This window comes from Methylosinus sp. sav-2, from assembly GCF_004366495.1.
Lineage (GTDB): Bacteria > Pseudomonadota > Alphaproteobacteria > Rhizobiales > Beijerinckiaceae > Methylosinus.
This window is the reverse complement of sequence record NZ_SOEJ01000009.1, coordinates 130,001-146,086: the sequence shown is the minus strand read 5'-3', so window position 1 is coordinate 146,086 and position 16,086 is coordinate 130,001. Positions and strand designations below refer to the sequence as shown.

General features: G+C 67.3%; 18 protein-coding genes. 11 read left to right on the top strand and 7 right to left on the bottom strand.

Features of this window, described 5'->3' with window-relative positions; genetic code table 11:
* The first annotated feature begins 119 nt into the window (after positions 1 to 119).
* The gene (locus EDE12_RS15470; RefSeq protein WP_026599137.1) at positions 120 to 491 is read left to right on the top strand and encodes a hypothetical protein; all 372 of its coding nucleotides are present in this window, start codon (positions 120 to 122) and stop codon (positions 489 to 491) included.
* Entirely contained in the window at positions 488 to 1,108 is a 621-nt protein-coding gene (locus tag EDE12_RS15465) for a prepilin peptidase (protein ID WP_026599136.1), read from the top strand. The genes EDE12_RS15470 and EDE12_RS15465 overlap by 4 nt, the downstream gene beginning before the upstream one ends.
* Here the strand turns inward: EDE12_RS15465 and EDE12_RS15460 are convergent.
* The 5 genes from EDE12_RS15460 to EDE12_RS15440 are packed head-to-tail and all read right to left on the bottom strand — an operon-like array spanning position 1,093 to position 5,527.
* Complete coding sequence (locus EDE12_RS15460; protein ID WP_026599135.1) at positions 1,093 to 1,704, bottom strand: type II secretion system protein; 612 nt, start codon at positions 1,702 to 1,704, stop codon at positions 1,093 to 1,095. The two genes, EDE12_RS15465 and EDE12_RS15460, sit on opposite strands and share 16 nt — an antisense overlap.
* Positions 1,701 to 2,108 carry a hypothetical protein gene (locus tag EDE12_RS15455; protein ID WP_026599134.1) on the bottom strand — a complete coding sequence of 136 codons (408 nt, stop codon included), beginning with the start codon at positions 2,106 to 2,108 and terminating at the stop codon, positions 1,701 to 1,703. The genes EDE12_RS15460 and EDE12_RS15455 overlap by 4 nt, the downstream gene beginning before the upstream one ends.
* Positions 2,093 to 2,557: a prepilin-type N-terminal cleavage/methylation domain-containing protein gene (locus EDE12_RS15450; protein ID WP_026599133.1), complete on the bottom strand. Its 465-nt coding sequence runs from the start codon at positions 2,555 to 2,557 to the stop codon at positions 2,093 to 2,095. The genes EDE12_RS15455 and EDE12_RS15450 overlap by 16 nt, the downstream gene beginning before the upstream one ends.
* Entirely contained in the window at positions 2,554 to 3,774 is a 1,221-nt protein-coding gene (locus tag EDE12_RS15445) for a type II secretion system F family protein (protein ID WP_026599132.1), read from the bottom strand. Before EDE12_RS15445 ends, EDE12_RS15450 begins: the two co-directional genes overlap by 4 nt.
* Position 3,775: 1 nt before the next feature.
* A complete protein-coding gene (locus tag EDE12_RS15440; protein WP_026599131.1) occupies positions 3,776 to 5,527 on the bottom strand; it encodes a GspE/PulE family protein in 1,752 nt (583 codons plus the stop codon).
* Positions 5,528 to 5,886: 359 nt separating this feature from the next.
* Here EDE12_RS15440 and EDE12_RS15435 point away from each other — a divergent pair, with 359 nt between their 5' ends.
* The 6 genes from EDE12_RS15435 to gspD all read left to right on the top strand — a co-directional run bounded on the left by EDE12_RS15435 (position 5,887) and on the right by gspD (position 12,063).
* The gene (locus EDE12_RS15435; protein WP_134188153.1) at positions 5,887 to 6,315 is read left to right on the top strand and encodes a hypothetical protein; all 429 of its coding nucleotides are present in this window, start codon (positions 5,887 to 5,889) and stop codon (positions 6,313 to 6,315) included.
* Between the two features lie 272 nt (positions 6,316 to 6,587).
* The gene (locus tag EDE12_RS15430; RefSeq protein ID WP_245275790.1) at positions 6,588 to 7,277 is read left to right on the top strand and encodes a heme-binding protein; all 690 of its coding nucleotides are present in this window, start codon (positions 6,588 to 6,590) and stop codon (positions 7,275 to 7,277) included.
* An 81-nt stretch (positions 7,278 to 7,358) separates the two neighbouring features.
* Entirely contained in the window at positions 7,359 to 8,480 is a 1,122-nt protein-coding gene (locus EDE12_RS15425) for a PilN domain-containing protein (protein ID WP_036291708.1), read from the top strand.
* A gap of 13 nt (positions 8,481 to 8,493) precedes the next feature.
* Positions 8,494 to 9,087 (top strand): type II secretion system protein GspM, encoded by a 594-nt coding sequence (gene gspM, locus EDE12_RS15420; protein ID WP_026599128.1) that lies wholly within the window; start codon positions 8,494 to 8,496, stop codon positions 9,085 to 9,087.
* Positions 9,084 to 9,623: a hypothetical protein gene (locus EDE12_RS15415; protein WP_026599127.1), complete on the top strand. Its 540-nt coding sequence runs from the start codon at positions 9,084 to 9,086 to the stop codon at positions 9,621 to 9,623. The genes gspM and EDE12_RS15415 overlap by 4 nt, the downstream gene beginning before the upstream one ends.
* A 97-nt stretch (positions 9,624 to 9,720) precedes the next feature.
* A complete protein-coding gene (gspD, locus tag EDE12_RS15410) occupies positions 9,721 to 12,063 on the top strand; it encodes a type II secretion system secretin GspD (protein WP_036291066.1) in 2,343 nt (780 codons plus the stop codon).
* 12 nt (positions 12,064 to 12,075) lie between these two features.
* On the opposite strand, the gene EDE12_RS15405 is transcribed toward gspD, so the two are convergent.
* Complete coding sequence (locus tag EDE12_RS15405) at positions 12,076 to 13,014, bottom strand: type II secretion system protein GspK (RefSeq protein ID WP_026599125.1); 939 nt, start codon at positions 13,012 to 13,014, stop codon at positions 12,076 to 12,078.
* 17 nt (positions 13,015 to 13,031) lie between these two features.
* Entirely contained in the window at positions 13,032 to 13,505 is a 474-nt protein-coding gene (gene gspG / locus EDE12_RS15400) for a type II secretion system major pseudopilin GspG (RefSeq protein WP_024880717.1), read from the bottom strand.
* Between the two features lie 256 nt (positions 13,506 to 13,761).
* Between gspG and dcm the strand changes: the two genes are divergently transcribed.
* The 3 genes from dcm (at position 13,762) to hisB (ending at position 16,073) form a co-directional block, all read left to right on the top strand.
* Positions 13,762 to 14,916, top strand: coding sequence for a DNA (cytosine-5-)-methyltransferase (gene dcm / locus EDE12_RS15395; RefSeq protein WP_026599124.1), 1,155 nt, complete (start codon positions 13,762 to 13,764; stop codon positions 14,914 to 14,916).
* Positions 14,913 to 15,356: a very short patch repair endonuclease gene (locus EDE12_RS15390; protein ID WP_026599123.1), complete on the top strand. Its 444-nt coding sequence runs from the start codon at positions 14,913 to 14,915 to the stop codon at positions 15,354 to 15,356. Before dcm ends, EDE12_RS15390 begins: the two co-directional genes overlap by 4 nt.
* Before the next feature lie 123 nt (positions 15,357 to 15,479).
* Positions 15,480 to 16,073, top strand: a complete 594-nt coding sequence (gene hisB / locus EDE12_RS15385) for an imidazoleglycerol-phosphate dehydratase HisB (RefSeq protein WP_026599122.1) — start codon at positions 15,480 to 15,482, stop codon at positions 16,071 to 16,073.
* Positions 16,074 to 16,086: the final 13 nt, after the last annotated feature.

Genomic DNA, 16,086 nt, shown 5'->3' with positions numbered 1-16,086 from the left:
ATCGGCGCCGCCGCCGCGAGAGGCGAGCTGCTTGATCCGACGGCGGCTTTCACCTAATAGAATTGCTCGACGCCAGCGCGTTTCGCATTGGCGGTCTCTTTGCGGAATGGGGCGTTTCGATGCGCGGAGCCGCGAGCGTCATATCGATCTGCGCCCTTACGCTCGGCGCGCCCTGCTTTGCGGCGCCGTCCGGCGTCAGCGTGGAGCCGGAGGCGCTCGCGCATTATTCCTATTGCGTCAACGAGGCGAAGGACCGCAGCTTCGTCTATGTCCTGTCACGCCAGATCCTCTATCGCTGTCACGGCGACGTCGCCATCTCCTATTTCAACTATCTCGGCCATCGTCATGTCCAGGAGCGGCGTCTCGAGGACGAGACCGGCGTCTATCTGTTTCGAATGATCAGCGGCGTTGGACGATGCTGGACCAAGATTCTCGACGAAGCGCGTCTTCCCGTCTCGGCCTTCGGCTGCGAGATCTACGTCGATATTTGAGCGTTCCGGCGCGCCGCCGCGCTGCGCTCGTCGAGACGGCCATCCGGGCGGCGACCGCGCGCGGCGAGGCGCGCGCGCTGGCGCATGTCGTCTGGATCGCGCTCGCCGCTCTCGCCTTCGCCTTTCTCGATCTCGCGCAGCTCGGATATTGGGCGGCGCCGACGCTGGTTCTATTCGCCGCGCTGGCTTTCGCCTCTGTCTTCGACGCGCGCTTCCTCATCATTCCCGATGGGCCGCTGATCGTCCTGCTGCTGCTCGGCCTCGCACTGCTGCCGTCCGATGGCGAAGAGGCGGCGCTGCGTCTCGCGGGCGCGGCGGGCGGCTATGCGACTCTGCGGGCGATCGATATGTCCTATCGGCTGCTGCGGGGGCGCGCCGGGCTCGGCCTCGCGGACGCGCATCTGCTGGGCCTCGCGGGCCTGTGGCTGGGGCCGGCGGCTCTGCCCGGCTGCCTGCTCATAGCGGTGGTCTCGGCCTTCCTCTCGGCGCTGATTGCCGCGCGTGACGGCGCGCTCGGCCATATGGCGCAGCCCATCCCCTTCGGTCCGCATCTCGCGCTCGGCTTTTGGCTCTGCTGGAGCCTCGGGCCGCTGGAGGCCGCTCAGAGCGGGTTTTGACGAATGCGCACGGTGAAGGAGGCGTCGATGCGCTTGCCGCGGCGTGTTCCCGCCAGCCGCACAGAGATGAGCTTCGGCGACGTGTCGCGGTCCAGCCACTCATTGGTCCAGACGGCGGGAGCATTGGGCTCCGGCGCGCCGAAATAGGAAAGCTCGAAGGTGGCGAGGCCGCGCAGCGCGGCAGCGGAGCGCGACTGGCCGCCGCCGCCGAACCACGCCTCCTGCCGCAGCACGCCGGAGCGCACGTCCAGATCGTCGCCGGAGGCGGAAATCTCGGTCAGCGTCAGGCCGCCCCAATCCGCGCCGCCATCGCTCGTCGTCACCAGGCGAATGCGGCTCGCGCGGCCTTCGAAGGCGACCGTCGGTCGGCCGTCCCGCCTGTCGAGCTGAACGGGAAAGGCGCGGGACAAGATCGCCTCCAGCGCGCCGGCCGCCTCCTCCACCTCCTGCACGCCTTCATAATCACGGCCGGTCTCCCAGACGCGCTTGCCGAGCCGAAAGCCGCCGGCGATGGTCCCGACGATCAGCGACATCAGCGCGATGGAGAGCAGCGCCTCCAGCAGGGTGAAGCCGCGGGCGCGGCGCGGAATTCTCATCGCGCGGGCCGATTTGCGTCGATTTTGACCGTGCGCAGCGTCAGCGCGTCGCCGGGGGCGGCGTCGCCCGGCCGGCGTATGGCGAGCGCCACCGGGCAGGCGACGATCTCGCCGAGACCGCCGGGGTCGGCGGAGGAGCGGCACGGGCCGACCGAAAGGCTCCAGACGAGTCCGTCCGCATAGCGCCCGGCGCTTTCGCCCATGGTGAGCGGCGCCGCGACGCCCAGCGCCTCCAGCTGCGAGCGTCCCTGCCGCGCCGCGCGCAGCAGGAAATCGCCGCGGCTCTCATTGCGGGCGCCGAAGCCGACGCCCTGCAGCAGACCGCCCAGCACCAGCGCGAGGATCAGAAAGGCCGCCAGCGCCTCGATCAGCGCGAAGCCGCGCCGCGCTAATGGAAGGCGCATCGCGTCGCTCCGGTGAGCCAATTGACGTCGATCTCCGCGCGCGCGCCGGCGACGCCGATCGTCAGCCCGCCGCCCGAGGAGCCGCCGTCGGGGAAAAAGGCGATGGCCCCGCGCGAGGGCTCCGTCCGTTCGCGCGCCGAAACGGCCAGCTCTATGGCGGCGTCCTCCGGCAGCGCCGTCTCGGCGACGGCGGGGGAGAAGAAGGCTTTGCGCCGCAGATCGATCGTCAGCGCCTGCTCGCTCGCGGTGGCGATGGCGCGCATGCGCGTCGCGCGCAGTCCGGCGCAGAGCGCGCGCGTCGCGCTCTCGACGCGCAGGCGCGGCGACGGCCGGCGCGCGAATTGGCCCGCCATTCCCGCGAGCAGCGCGACGATCAGCAGAATGGCGAGCATCTCCAGCAAGGAGAAGCCGCGCCGGCGCCGCACGCTGCGCGTCACAGGCGGTCTCATCGCAGAGCGAGATCATTGATGCCGAGAACGGCGTCCATCACCGTCATCACCAGCCCGCCGACGACGGCGGCGATGAGGATCGTCAGGCTCGGCGTGATGAGTCCGACGGCGCGCTCCAGGCTGCGCTGCGTCTGCCGCTCGAACATCGCCGCGAGGCGCAGCAGCATGTCGTCGAGCCGCCCGGCCTCCTCGCCGATGCGCGCCATCGTCGCCGTCGTCGGCGGCAGGCGCTCGACCCGCTCCAGCGCGGCGCTCAGCGCGCCGCCGCCGCGCACGGCCTCGATCACCTTGGCCAGCTCCGCCGAGAAATAGCGATCCGACAGCACGGCGCGCGCGCTTTCTAGGCCTTGCAGCAGCGGCACGCCGGCCTTCAGCGAGGAGCCGAGCGTGTAGGCGAAGCGCGCCGTCTGCAATTTGGCGCTCAGCGGCCCGGCATAGGGCAGAGCGAGCAGCGCGCGATCGAAACGCACGCCGAACTCCGGGCTCGCCGCCGCATATCGGCGCAGCGAGACGATGAGCGCGATGAGGAGCGCGAGCGCGCCGACCGCCCATCGCCAATGCGCCGCGACATCGATGACGAATTGCAGGCCCGCCGGCATGGGCTGGCCGCTGTCGACGAAGATCGGCGCGATATTGGGGACGAGCGCGCTCAGCACCACAGCCGTGGAGACGATGGCCAGCACGATCAGCAGAGCCGGATAGACGAGCCCGCTCTGAATGCGCGCGCGCATCTCGAGGCGGCGCTCCAATATATCGGCCATATCGCCGAGCGCCTGCGCGGCGGCGCCCATGGTCTCGCCGGCGCGCACGATGTTGATGTAATCGGGGCCGAAGAGATCGGCGCGCGTCGCCAGCGCGTCGGAGAGAGACGCGCCATCGACGACGCGCCGCAATATCTCATCCGCCAGCGCCCGCAAGGCCGGCGTCGCGCTCTGCGTCGCCAGCAGGCGCAGGCTGTGGTCGAGCGGCACATCGGCCTGCTCCAGCGTCGCGAACTCGCGCGTGAAGGAGGCGATGTCGGCGGGAGAGGGCTTGCGCGCGCCGAGTTGCAGAGACAGCAGCGAGCCCTTGGCGCCGGCGCGCGTCTCGCGCAGCGAGAGCGGCGTGAGCCCGCGTCGCCACAATGCGTCCTCGGCGTCCTCGCTGGAGCGCGCTTCTATGTCGCCCTCGATCAGATCGCCGATCGACGAATAGGCGCGATAGCGAAAATTGGACATGTCAATCGACCTGCGTCACGCGCAGCACTTCGTCGACGCTGGTCTCGCCGCGCCAGGCCTTGCCCATGCCGCATTGATACATCGTCGTCATGCCGGCTTCGCGCGCCGCCGCCGCCATCGTCGCCTCGGGCGCCGCCTCGCAGACGAGCCGTCGCATGGGCTCGGTCATGATGAGCATTTCCGCGATGGTCGAGCGGCCGGCATAGCCCGTGTGGCGGCAGGCGGGACAGCCGACCGGCTGCCTGAGCCGCTCCGGCTCGCGCGTGAAGCCTTCGCCGGCGAGGCGGCTGCGCCAGCTCGCGCGCTCCGGCAGTGGGGTGCTGCAGGATGGGCAGAGACGCCGCACCAGCCGTTGCGCCATGATCGCCTTCACTGTCGAGGCGATGAGATAGGGCTCGACGCCCATGTCGATGAGGCGCGTGATCGAGCCCACCGCGCTATTGGTGTGCAGCGTCGAGAAAACGAGATGGCCGGTCAATGAGGATTGTATGGCGATCTTCGCCGTCTCCGCGTCGCGAATCTCGCCGATCATGATGATATCCGGGTCCTGGCGCAGCATGGCGCGCAGGCTGCTCGGAAAGTCGAGGCCGATAGCCGGCTGCACTTGCACTTGATTGACGCCGGCGAGCTGATATTCGATCGGGTCCTCGACGGTGAACACTTTCACTTCGGGATTGGCCAGCTCCTTGAGCGCCGTGTACAGCGTCGTCGTCTTGCCGCTGCCGGTCGGGCCGGTGACGAGCGCGATTCCATTGGGGCTGCGCATCACCTTGCGCAGCGAGGCGATGACGCCGGGCTCGAAGCCGAGCGCGTCGAAATCGAGCGCGACTTGGCTGCGGTCGAGAATGCGCAGCACGATGCTCTCGCCATGCGCGGTCGGAATGGTGGAGACGCGAAAATCGATATCGACGCCGCGCACGGCGAGCTTTATGCGCCCGTCCTGCGGCAATCGCCGCTCGGCGATATCGAGCCGCGCCATGATTTTTATGCGCGAGGTGATGGCCGCTTTGAGTCCCGGCGGCAATGTGTCGACCGTGCGCAGCGCGCCGTCGATGCGATAGCGCACCTGCACCGCGTCGAGCCCGGGCTCGATGTGAATATCCGAGGCGCGCGCCTCAATCGCGCCGCCGACGATCTGATTGACGCGCCGAATGACCGGCGCCTCATTGGCGATGTCGCGCAGGCGCTGCAGATCGAAATCGCTGGCGTCTTCCGCGCGTATATCGGTCTCGACGAGCGCCGAGCCTTCCGAGCGCTCGCCATAGAGGCTGGCCCAGGCTTTCTCGAACAGCGCCGGCGTCGCGATGCGCAATTCGAGCGCGAGGCCCGTGGAATAGGCGAGCGCCTCCATCGGGCCGTTCTCCAGTGGATCGGTGACGGCGAGCGTCAACCGCTCATGCGTCGCGGCGAGCGGGAGAATGCCATTGGCGCGAATGAATTTCTTGGGGATTTTCGCCTCGAGCACCGGCTCGCCGGGCGTCTCCTCGGCCGACATCACGGGAATGCGCAGAAATCTGCCGAGATGAATGCAGAGATCATTCTCGGACACGAGTCCGAGCTTGGTCAGCACATGGTCGAAACGCTCGCCGCTCTGCCGCGCGGCGCGCTGCGAGCGTTGCAGCGCCAGCTCGTCGACGACCTTCTCGCTCAGCAGATAGGCGCCGAATTCCTCCAGCAACGCGCCGCTCTGCGCGTTCGGCCGCGGCGGCGTCGCTTGCGAAGACGTTCCTTGCGAATATGCGCCGTCCATCATCGCGACCACTCGTTGGGAAAAGCTCGGAATATCCCCGCCGCCCTCTGCTGTCGAGGCTCTGGCGCTATGCGGGATCGGATGGTAGCCTCGCAGCGTTCCAGGCGCAATCGCGCCGAGCAGCGAACGAGCGAGCGTCAATGTCGTCGGCGTCGGTGGAGCCGAGGCGCCGCCCCCTCGGAAGGGGCCGGCGCGCGTCTCATATTTTGTTATTTTTCGCGGCGATCGCGTCCGTTTGTCTCGTCGCGCCGCGCACTGTGGCGGGAACGTCATATTTATTCGCTACGGCGGAGGCCTGCATCGCTTCCGGGCGATTCTCGCGACAGGGGTGCGCGCATGCATTCGGCAATTCGCTGATCGAATTGCGCGAGCGCATCGCGCGTTTCCAGGCGCGGTGGAAATGCGAAGCGAAATATCGTCTATGCGAAAAAGACGCCGGCGCCGAGGAGGCCTATCGGCCGACATTGCTCGGAGTCGAGATCGTGACCGGCGGCGAGCCGAAGGTCACGCCGATCCTGGCCGTCGAGACGCCGCCGCGCACATTCATGGCGCAGCCGATCTCCCGTGCGATCGAGCCCATGCCGCATTTCGCCGTAGGTTTCGCGCCCATTCTGCCAGCCGGACGCTTTCATGCGAAAGCGAAGGGCGCGGCGGAGGAGGCCTCGCAGAACATCGACGAAGAGGTGGTCGATATCGACGCGCCGCCGCCGCGCGAGGATGTCGGCCCGGCGCGGCGCGAATCTTCTGCGGCGCGTCGCCAACGCCTGCGCGCGGCGCCTTTCGTCGACTGACTTTGTCGTCTGGCGAGCGGAGCGTCGCTGGGATTGGCGACTAGAGCGCGACTGTGCTAAGACCGCGGCGTATATCATTCTGCACTTGAAAATGAACTGTTTGGGGAGACGCTATGAAAATCGCCAAGATGAAAATCGCTAAGAAACTGATGCTCGCCGGAGCTTTTATTGCGCTGTCGTCGGCGACGGCTTCGGCCCATGGCCGACAGAATTCTTGCTCGAACCTGCCGAGCTGGTCCCAATTGCGTTCGGCGCTGATCGGAGCGCGCGGCGTGGCCGGCAACAACGGCCTCGGCTTGCACATGTGGGCGACGATCGTCGCCAATGACGGAACCGTCTGCGCCGTCGCCTTCACCGGCTCCGACTACCGCAGCCAATGGCTCGCGAGCCGCGTCATCTCGGCGCAGAAAGCCAATGCCGCCAACGGCCTCAGCCTGAGCAAGGGCGTCACGCCGAGCGGCAGCGCCGTGGGAACGAACGGTCTCGCGCTGTCGACCGCCAACCTCTATTCGGCGGTTCAGCCGGGCGGCAGCCTGTTCGGCCTGCAGTTCAGCAATCCAGTCGATCCAGACGCCGCTTATGAGCAGAGGAACGGCCGACCGGCAGATGCTGCGACCTTCGGCCAGCCGAACGATCCGATGGTCGGCGATGCGATCGGCGGCGTCAACGTCTTCGGCGGCGGCCTCGCTCTCTACGGGCCGAATGGCGTCAAGATCGGCGGCATCGGCGTGAGCGGCGACACGTCTTGCACTGATCACATGGTCGCCTGGCGAGCGCGCCACAGCCTCAATCTGGATTATTTGTCGGGCGTCGGCGGCGTGAACGCCACGGACGCGACGCGGCCCGACAACATCATCTTCGACATTTCGGGCGGCGCCAGCGCCAGTGGCTGGGGGCATCCCAATTGCGCCGGCGTGGGCAATGGAACGCCGGTTCTGAGCACGCTGCCCGCGGTTCAATGAACGCCGGCTGACGAAATTCGACGGGGAGCGCGACGCCGCTCCCCGTTCCTTATAGATGAGTTCATGCGCGTCGGAGCCTCGATGTCGTCGTCGTCCATCTGGCGTAGAGAACTCTTCGAAGGCTCGCTCGCGAGTTCCGCCAGCCGCGCGTGGAATTGGTATCGCGCCGAGTTCTTCGCGCTCTTCTCTCCAGGGACGCTCGCATGGCTGCTCGATCGCGGCGAGCGGCGCCTGCTGTTGCGCGCCGGGCGCGGGCGCGAGCCGCTGCAATTGCTCTCCGCGGATGGACAGGCGCTCGCCGAGCCCGTTTCGGCGGATGAGCTGTCGGGCTCCTCGATCGACGAAGCGCTGGAGCGTCGCGGCGCGACGCGTGCGGCGACGAAGATCGTTGTGGAAATTCCGCGCGAGGCGTTTTTCGTTCGGCGCTTCGACGCGCCGCTCGCCGCGCAGTCCGATCTGCCGCGTCTTCTCGCGGCGGAAGTGGAGCGCAAGACACCCTTCCTGCTCGCCGATATCGTGCATGGCCATATCGCCCAGCCGCATCCGCAATCGCCGAGCAAGCTCGTCGTCGAGCAATGGATTTTACGCCGCGATCTGCTGCCGGCTCTTCTCGACGGCTCCGGCCTTTCCATCGACGATCTCGACATTGTGCAGCCGGCGCTCGATGGCGCCGCTCTCGTTCCGACGCTCGCCGTCGGCCGCGCGGTGGAGGCGCCGCATCGGGAGCGCGCCGCGGCGCTGATCCTCGCTCTCGTCGCGATCGTTTTTCTTCTCGTCGGCGTCGGCGTCACGCTCTGGCGGCAGGACGTCGACGCCGCGGCGCTCGATGTCGAGATCGCCGAAGTGTCGCGCCGCGCCGCAGATGCGCGCAAGCTCGCCGAGCAGGCCGCCTCCGAGAGCCGCCTTCTCGCCACGCTCCGCGGGGAGCGCGCGAAATATCCGGCCTTCGCCGATCTCTGGGAGGAAGTCTCGCGCCTTCTGCCGGACGGCGCCTTCGTTTCCGATATGCGTCTCGTCGAGGCGCGCGAGGGCGAGCGCTCCATCGAGATCGTCGGCCTCGCCGATTCCGCCGCCAGCCTTCCCGCGCTGTTCGATCGCTCGGCGTTGTTCGCGGACGCCAAGCTGACGGCGCCGATCACGCCCGATCCGATCGAGAAGCGCGAGACATTCTCGCTGCAGGCCAAAGTGAGACGCAATCCATGAGCCGGTCACGCCGATGGCGCTGAGCCCGACATCTCTCTCGCATCCGCAATGGTCGCGGCGCGCGTTGTTCTTCGGCGCCAATGCGCTGGCGGCGCTGCTGATCTATTTCATCGTCGTCGAGCCGCTGCGCGCCTTGCTCGCCGAGCGCGCCGAGGGAATCGTCGATCGGCGCGCCACGCTCGCGCGCTATGCGGCCGTCGCCACGCAGGAGAAGGCGGTGCGGCTCTATGCGCAGCAGGTGGCGGAGAGCAATGCGCAGGGTGAATTGCTCTCCGGCGCGACGGAAGGCGTCGTCGACGCCAATCTGCAAGCGCTGCTGAAGGCCGCGGCGGATCGGTCCGGCGCCACGGTGAACTCTATTCGCATGCTGCCCGCCAAGACGGTGAATGGCGCGTCGCTGGTCGGCGCGCGGCTCGATGTGAGCGGCTCGATCGAATCGCTGCATGCGCTGCTCCGCTCGCTCGAGAATGAGACGCCGCTGCTGCTGGTGCTGACGGCGTCGCTGCGTCGTCAAATGCCGATCTGGGGCGCGCAATCCGCCAATGACGGCATGCTCGCCGCGCAATTCGACGTCTTCGGCGGCGCCTCGCCGAAGGAGCGCTCATGACGCGCGCGCTCGCCGCGCGCATTCGCACGCTCATGCGTGAGCTGCGTTTGTCGCCGCTCGCCGCGATGCTGCTCGCGTCGTTGGCGGCGTTGGACGTCGCCGCTCTCGCTTTCGCGCTTCTCGCATGGATCGGCCTGGACGAATCGGCGCCGCCGGCGACATCGGATTGGCGCCCGCCCAGCGTGCTCTCGTCCGCCTCCGGGCCGGCGCCGCTCGCGCGCGAGGACGCGCAGACATTGTCGCGCCCGATCTTCTGGAAATCGCGGCGTCCGCGCCCGGCGGTCGCCAAATCCGATCGTGACGGCTTTGCCGGAATTCCCACCGCGCCCGCCGGCCTCGCGGTCTCGGCGATCGTGCGCTCCGGCGGAGCGGTGCGCGCTTTCGTCGTTTCCGGCGATGATCCGGAAGGCCGCTGGCTCACGCCGGGAGAATCCGTGCAGGGCTGGACGGTCGCCGAGGTCGGCGAGCTGGAATTGAAGCTCGTCAATGGCGTGCAATCGGCGCGCCTGCAACTTTATCCAGAGCAATCGCAATGATTCTCCGTCACTTTGCGCGAGGAGGCGTGTGGCGTGTGACCGACAATCATGTTACGTGGCGTGAGCTTATCTATTCGGTAGCGTCCCAGAGGCGAATGTGCGTCTGCCTTTATTCCATTCGAGCCTGATCGCCCTCGTCGCAGTCTCTGGTTGTCAGAGTGCGAGCGACCCTCCCATCGCCGAATGGAGCCGAGAATCGCTCGACGTCGCCGCCGCTTCCAAGGGCGGGACGAAAAGCGGCGTCCCCGCCGCGCGCGGACGCCTTCCCGCGGAGGCGATCGTCGGCAGCGGGCGTTTCGTCGGCGAGAGCGTGGCGCGCCGCAAGGACGACGCCCGCGACGAGAAGGAAGGCGTCAGCCTCAATCTCGCCAATCTGCCCATTGCGCAAGCGGCGAAAGTGGTGCTGGGCGATATCGTCGGCGTCGATTATGTCGTCGATCCGCGCATCGACGGCAGAGTGACCGTGCATACGGCGCGGCCCGTCAAGAAATCCGTCGCGATCGACTTGTTCCAATCGGCCTTGCGCGTCTCCGGCGCCGCCATTGTCGAGAATGACGGCATCTACAAAATCGTGCCGCTGGATCAGGCGGCGGCCGGCTCCACGCTCTCCGTCGCGCCGCAGCCGCTCGAGTCGGAGCGTCTCGGCAGCGGCGCGCGCATCGTGCGTTTGCGCTATGTCTCGGCGTCGGAGCTCAAGCGCGTGCTGGAGCCGATCACGCGCCAGGGCGCCGTCGTGCGCGCCGACGATCAGCGTCGCACGCTGACCTTGACAGGCAGCGCGCAAGAGATCGCGGCGATGGAGGACGCCATCGCGCTCTTCGACGTCGACACGATGCGCGGCATGTCCTTCGCCGTCGTGCCGGTGACGAGCGCCGATCCAGACGCGCTCGCCGAGAATTTGCGCAAGGTTTTCGGCTCCGAGCGCGAAGGGCCGATGAACGGCATGATCCAGTTCATCGGCAACAAGCATTTGTCGGCCATATTGGCGATCACGCCGCAGCCCGGCTATCTCGCGCGGGCGCGCGCCTGGATCGAGCGTCTCGACGCGCGGGCGGAAGGCGTTCAGAAGCAGTTCTTCAGCTATCGCGTGCAGAATCGCCCGGCCAAGGAGATGGTGCAGGTCGTCGCGTCTATGTTCGGGCGCGACGCCGGCGTCTCCAAGAGCAATGAGGTCTCGCCGCGTTTCGGCTCCTCGGCGCTCTCCACTTCCTCGAGCGGCCTGTCGTCGGGCGCGGGCGGCGGCGGCTTCGGCTCTTCAAGCCTCGGAACCTCAGGCGGTCTCGGCTCTTCTGGCGGTCTCGGCTCGTCGAACGGCTCCTCCTCGGGACAGCTCGGCTCGATCGCGCCATTGAATTCGGGCGGCTCGGGCGGCGGCTCTGCCTTCGGCGGCGGCGCGGCGAATAGCGCCGCCAATTCCAATAGCGCGCAGGATCAGTCGTCATCGACGGCTTCCGCGCTCGGCGAGGACAGCCGTTTCAAGATCGCCGTGGACGAGGCCAAGAACGCCATTGTGGTGATGGCGACTCCGGAGGACTACAAGCGTCTGCTGCGCGTCATCGAGAAGCTCGACGTGCTGCCCAATCAGGTGTTCATCGAGGCGACGATCGCAGAAGTTTCGCTCAACGACGATCTGCATTTCGGCGTGCGCTGGTTCTTGCAGAAAAAATCCTCGCTCTCCGGCTTTTCCAACGGCGACGCCGGCACGCCGGCGGCCAATGACACGCTCGGCAATAATCTGCTCGGCACTGCGGTCGGCGCGGCGTCGCCCGGCTTCGCCTACGCATTGCGCGCCACCAATGCGCAAGTTACGCTCAACGCGCTCAATCAGATCACCAATGTCAACATCGTCTCGACGCCCTCGCTCACCGTGCTCGACAATCGTCAGGCGGTTCTGCAGGTCGGCGATCAGGTGCCGGTGACGACTCTCTCCGGCGCGACGGCGCAAGGCGGCATCACCACATTCAATTCGGTGAATTATCGTGACACCGGCGTCATTCTCGCCATCACGCCGCATATCAACGAGAGCGGCCGTGTGATGCTGGAGCTCGAGCAGGAGGTTTCCAACGTCGCCTCCGGCGCGAGCTCGACGACGACGACGCCGACGATCCAGCAGCGCCGCGTGAAGACGCAGGTCGTCGTCAATGACGCAGAATCGCTGATGCTCGGTGGCCTCATTCAGGATTCGCGCACGCGCGGCTCGTCCCAGGTGCCTGTGCTCGGCGATGTGCCTTTGATCGGCAACGCATTCAAGGACAAGACCGATTCCTCGGGCAAGACCGAGCTGCTCATCATGATAACGCCGCATGTGGTGCGCACGCTCGGCGAGGCGCGCGACATCACTGACGAATATAAGCGCAAGCTGCTGAATATATCGACGCGCGCGAAGGTGCGTCCGCATAATATCGAAGGCGCGGCGCGGCGCATTCTGCTCGACGAGTAGACGCGAATTCCGTCAGCAGGGCGCCGCTACGGCGCCGGAGAGCAGGTTCTGATTGCGCGCCGGCGCGCGGCGCGTCTCCAGCACGGTGAAGGGGAGACGCTCGTTCGGCCGCAGCGTCACGACCATCTCCACGACGCCGATCGCGCCATTGAGCAGAGCGGCCTCCGCGTGAATCGAATAGGTTCCGCCGCTAAAGACGCCGTTCTGGCGATATTCCTGCGGAAAGCGCGGATCGCGGCGATCGAGGCCATTGGGAAAAGGCTTGGCGGAAAAAGCGAGAACATCCGCCGCCGAATAGCGCGCCAGCGCCGCGAACAAGGCCGGCGGCGCCGTGCGCGCATCGACTCCGACGCTATGCGAATGAATGGTGACGACCGGCAGCAGCGCGCGCAGCAGCTGCGGCTCCATGCCCTCGACCTGATCCAGCTCGAGCGCGGTTTGGAAGGGCGCATGCTTTGGCGCGAATGGCCGCTCGGAGGAGGGCGGCGGCGCTGCGAGCCGCGCGAATTCGGAAGTTTGCGCCTCGCGAAAAGCGATGATCGCGCGGGACAAGGCGTTGGGGTCGGCCGCGCCGAATCCGCGCAGCGCCGCTTCGAGAAGCTGGGGAGATGCGGCGTTGAGATCGAGCTTGCCGCTCTCGTCCTCGATCGAGATTGCGACAGCGGCGCCGGCGAGCGAGCAGAGGCGCGGCGCGCCATCGTGAACGGGTGGCTCGGCCTGCTGCGCATTGGATGGCCGCTGCTCGGCGATCAATCCGAAAATCGCGAGATTGACGGCGCCTTCGGCGATGAGCCGCGTCTTGATCGATGCGGAATTATCGACGGCGCTGCGCAGGCGCAAGCGCGCCGTCGCCATGAAGGAGGTCATCAGCAGAATTATGACCCCGAGGCCGAAGATCACGATGAGAAGCGCGAAGCCTTTTCTCTCGGCGATCTTTCGGCCATGCATCATGCGACCGACGAATATGGTCAGCGCGCCGCCGTGTCGCGGCTGCGCGTGAGCGATCCGGGGCCGCCCTCGCGGCCGTCGGGGCCGAGCGAGCCTATGTCATAAGGCCCGTTCTGTCCGGGAGCGCGATAGAGATAATCATGTCCCCAAGGATCCTTCGGCACATTGGCGGATTTCAGATAGGGGCCGTTCCACACAGAGGCGCCGGCGGGCCGCCGTGCGAGCGCGGAGAGGCCTTCTTCCGTCGCGGGATAGCGGCCGACGTCGAGATAGAAAAGATCGAGCGCGCTCGAAATATTCTCCATCTGAATCTGCGCGGTCTTCACCTTCGACTCGGAGAGATAGTTCAGCACGCGCGGGCCGACGAGGCCGACGATCGAGCCGATGATCGCGAGCACGACCAGCATCTCGACGAGCGTGTAGCCGGCGCGCGCGGAGCGAAGCGCGCGGCGTTTCGAAAGGGTCGAGGCTTTGAGCGGAAGAATGGCGCGCATCGGACTCGTAGGGCTGGGCGTTTCACACGCGGAAAAAAGCGTCGCGAGACTAGGCAGAGCGGGCCGACGAGTCCAGCCGCGCGACGGCTTTCTCGGCAAAGGAATTCGCGCCTTTCGTCATCGTCGCGACATGCGAGCATGTCTTAGCGGGCGATGCGCGTTCGCGCCGCGGCTTGACACTCCTTCGTCCGTGGCGATCAACTCCGCTCATGCGCAGACGAATCGCACGACGGCCCTCGGCCGCGAGGCCGTATCCATGAAAGTCGTCGGCCTCTTCGCCGGCATAGGCGGGCTCGAGCTCGGGCTCGCTCGCGCCGGACATGATTGTCTCATGTTCTCCGAAAACTGGCCGCTGGCCGCAAAGGTGCTGGCGACGCATTTTCCGCAGACGCCCAATGTGGGCGATGTCGCTGCGCTGCGCGCGCTGCCGGGCGAGACGGAACTGGTCACGGCCGGCTTTCCTTGCCAGGATTTGAGCCAGGCCGGCCGCACGCAGGGCATTGGCGGGCGCAAATCCTCTCTGGTCGAGCATGTGTTCCGCCTGCTCGACGAGACGCGCTCGCCGCATGCGTTGCTCGAGAATGTCTCCTTCATGCTGAGCCTCGATCGCGGACGCGCCATGGCGCGGCTCGTCTCGGCTTTCGAGGAGCGCGGCTATCTCTGGGCCTATCGCGTCGTCAACACTCTGGCCTTTCTGCCGCAGCGGCGCGAGCGCGTGCTGTTTCTGGCCTCGCGCCTCGCCGATCCGGCCAATATTCTGCTCGTGGACGAGGCGACGCCGCGCCCGCGCGCCACGGCGCTGGCGACGCACGCCCATGGCTTTTATTGGACGGAGGGCGTGCGCGGCCTCGGCTGGGGGCAAGATTGCGTGCCGACATTGAAGAACGGCTCGACGCTCGGCATCGCCTCGCCGCCGGCGATTCTGCTGCCTTCAGGAGAGGTGGTGACGCCCGATATTCGTGACGCCGAGCGGCTGCAGGGTTTTCCTGCGGACTGGACCGCGCCGGCCGAGGCGCTGGGCCGTCCCGGCTGGCGCTGGTCGCTGGTCGGCAATGCGGTGAGCGCGCCGGTGGCCGAATGGGTCGGCGGCCGGCTCGAGGCGCCGGGGCGCTATGATCCGGCCCGCGACGGCCCGGTTCTGGAGGAGGGCGCCCGCTGGCCCCGCGCCGCGCGCTATGACGGCGAGCGGCGCCTCGGCGTCGAGATTTCGGCCTTTCCCGTCTGGCGCGAGCGCGAGCCGCTGCATGTTTTTCTGCAGCATAAGGGCAAGCCGCTGTCCGAGCGCGCGAGCGCTGGGTTTCTCGCCCGCACCATGCGGGCGAAGCTGCGATTCGAGCCCGGATTTCGGGAGGCGGTGGCCGCTCATCTCGAGGCGATGCGCGCCGGCCCCGGCCTCGCCGCCGCCCAATGAGGACGCCGCCGGCCAGCGATCCGGCGCGCGCAGCGCTGATGAAGCGGGTGCGGCAGTCCCGCACCGGGGCGGAGGAGGCGGTCGCCGCGGCGCTGCGGCTTGCCGGGCTCCATTACCGGCGCAACGCCAAGGGCCTGCCCGGCGCGCCGGATTTCGCCAATCGCAGCCGGCGCTGGGCGCTCTTCGTCAATGGCTGCTTCTGGCACCACCACAAGAATTGCCGCCGCGGCACGATCCCCAAACAGAACAACGCCTTCTGGCTGGAGAAATTCGCCGCCAATCGCGCTCGCGACGCCCGCAAGGCCAAGGCTCTGAGGGCGCTCGGGTTTCGCGTCGCGATCCTGTGGGAGTGCGAGGCGCTGGACCCGCCCCGCCTGACGGCGCGCGTTTCCCGGCTCGCCGGGCTGTGGGGGCTGGGACAATTGGACGGGCCGCAGTAGAGGGTGGTTCACGCCGATCGCCCACGCTTCTGGCCATGCGCCCGTCGAATTGCTACAAGCCGCGCAGGGAGCGGTCTATATTCCGTTCCAGCCCCTCGAGATTCACCGCGAGCCAGTCGAGCCATGCGCAGCGCCAAATACGAGCGCGACACGAAAGAGACCCGTATCGCCGTCGCCGTCGATCTCGACGGCGAGGGCAAATCCGATATTTCGACCGGGATCGGCTTTTTCGACCATATGCTCGACCAGATCGCGCGCCACGCGCCGCTCGACCTCACCGTCGCGGCCAAGGGCGATCTGCACATTGACGGCCATCATACGGTCGAGGATGTGGGCATTGCGCTCGGCAAGGCGGTGGATCAGGCGCTCGGCGACCGCAAGGGCATCGCCCGCTATGGCGACGCCCATGTGCCACTGGACGAGGCGCTCTCCCGCGTCGTGGTGGACGTCTCCGGCCGGCCCTTCCTCGTCTTCGACGTCGCCTTTCCGGCGGCCAAGATCGGCGATTTCGACACCGAGCTGGTGCGCGAGTTCTTCCAGGCTTTTGCCACCAATGCGCGCATCGGCCTGCATGTGGAGGCGCTGCGCGGCGTCAATTCGCATCATATCGCGGAATGCTGCTTCAAGGGCTTCGCCCGCGCCTTGGGCAAGGCGACAGCGCCCGATCCGCGCCGCGGCGGCGTGGTGCCCTCCACCAAAGGCACGCTCACCGGCTGAAAGGGAGGCGGGC

Excerpts from the sequence above, each read along its gene's own strand:
- gspM (WP_026599128.1), top strand. The coding sequence starts at position 8,494 with ATGGCGCTGAGCCCGACATCTCTCTCGCATCCGCAATGGTCGCGGCGC.
- EDE12_RS15460 (WP_026599135.1), bottom strand. The coding sequence starts at position 1,704 with ATGAGAATTCCGCGCCGCGCCCGCGGCTTCACCCTGCTGGAGGCGCTG.
- EDE12_RS15425 (WP_036291708.1), top strand. The coding sequence starts at position 7,359 with ATGTCGTCGTCGTCCATCTGGCGTAGAGAACTCTTCGAAGGCTCGCTC.
- EDE12_RS15415 (WP_026599127.1), top strand. The coding sequence starts at position 9,084 with ATGACGCGCGCGCTCGCCGCGCGCATTCGCACGCTCATGCGTGAGCTG.
- EDE12_RS15440 (WP_026599131.1), bottom strand. The coding sequence starts at position 5,527 with ATGATGGACGGCGCATATTCGCAAGGAACGTCTTCGCAAGCGACGCCG.
- gspG (WP_024880717.1), bottom strand. The coding sequence starts at position 13,505 with ATGCGCGCCATTCTTCCGCTCAAAGCCTCGACCCTTTCGAAACGCCGC.
- EDE12_RS15450 (WP_026599133.1), bottom strand. The coding sequence starts at position 2,557 with ATGAGACCGCCTGTGACGCGCAGCGTGCGGCGCCGGCGCGGCTTCTCC.
- dcm (WP_026599124.1), top strand. The coding sequence starts at position 13,762 with ATGAAAGTCGTCGGCCTCTTCGCCGGCATAGGCGGGCTCGAGCTCGGG.
- EDE12_RS15455 (WP_026599134.1), bottom strand. The coding sequence starts at position 2,108 with ATGCGCCTTCCATTAGCGCGGCGCGGCTTCGCGCTGATCGAGGCGCTG.
- EDE12_RS15470 (WP_026599137.1), top strand. The coding sequence starts at position 120 with ATGCGCGGAGCCGCGAGCGTCATATCGATCTGCGCCCTTACGCTCGGC.
- EDE12_RS15405 (WP_026599125.1), bottom strand. The coding sequence starts at position 13,014 with ATGATGCATGGCCGAAAGATCGCCGAGAGAAAAGGCTTCGCGCTTCTC.
- EDE12_RS15390 (WP_026599123.1), top strand. The coding sequence starts at position 14,913 with ATGAGGACGCCGCCGGCCAGCGATCCGGCGCGCGCAGCGCTGATGAAG.
- hisB (WP_026599122.1), top strand. The coding sequence starts at position 15,480 with ATGCGCAGCGCCAAATACGAGCGCGACACGAAAGAGACCCGTATCGCC.
- EDE12_RS15445 (WP_026599132.1), bottom strand. The coding sequence starts at position 3,774 with ATGTCCAATTTTCGCTATCGCGCCTATTCGTCGATCGGCGATCTGATC.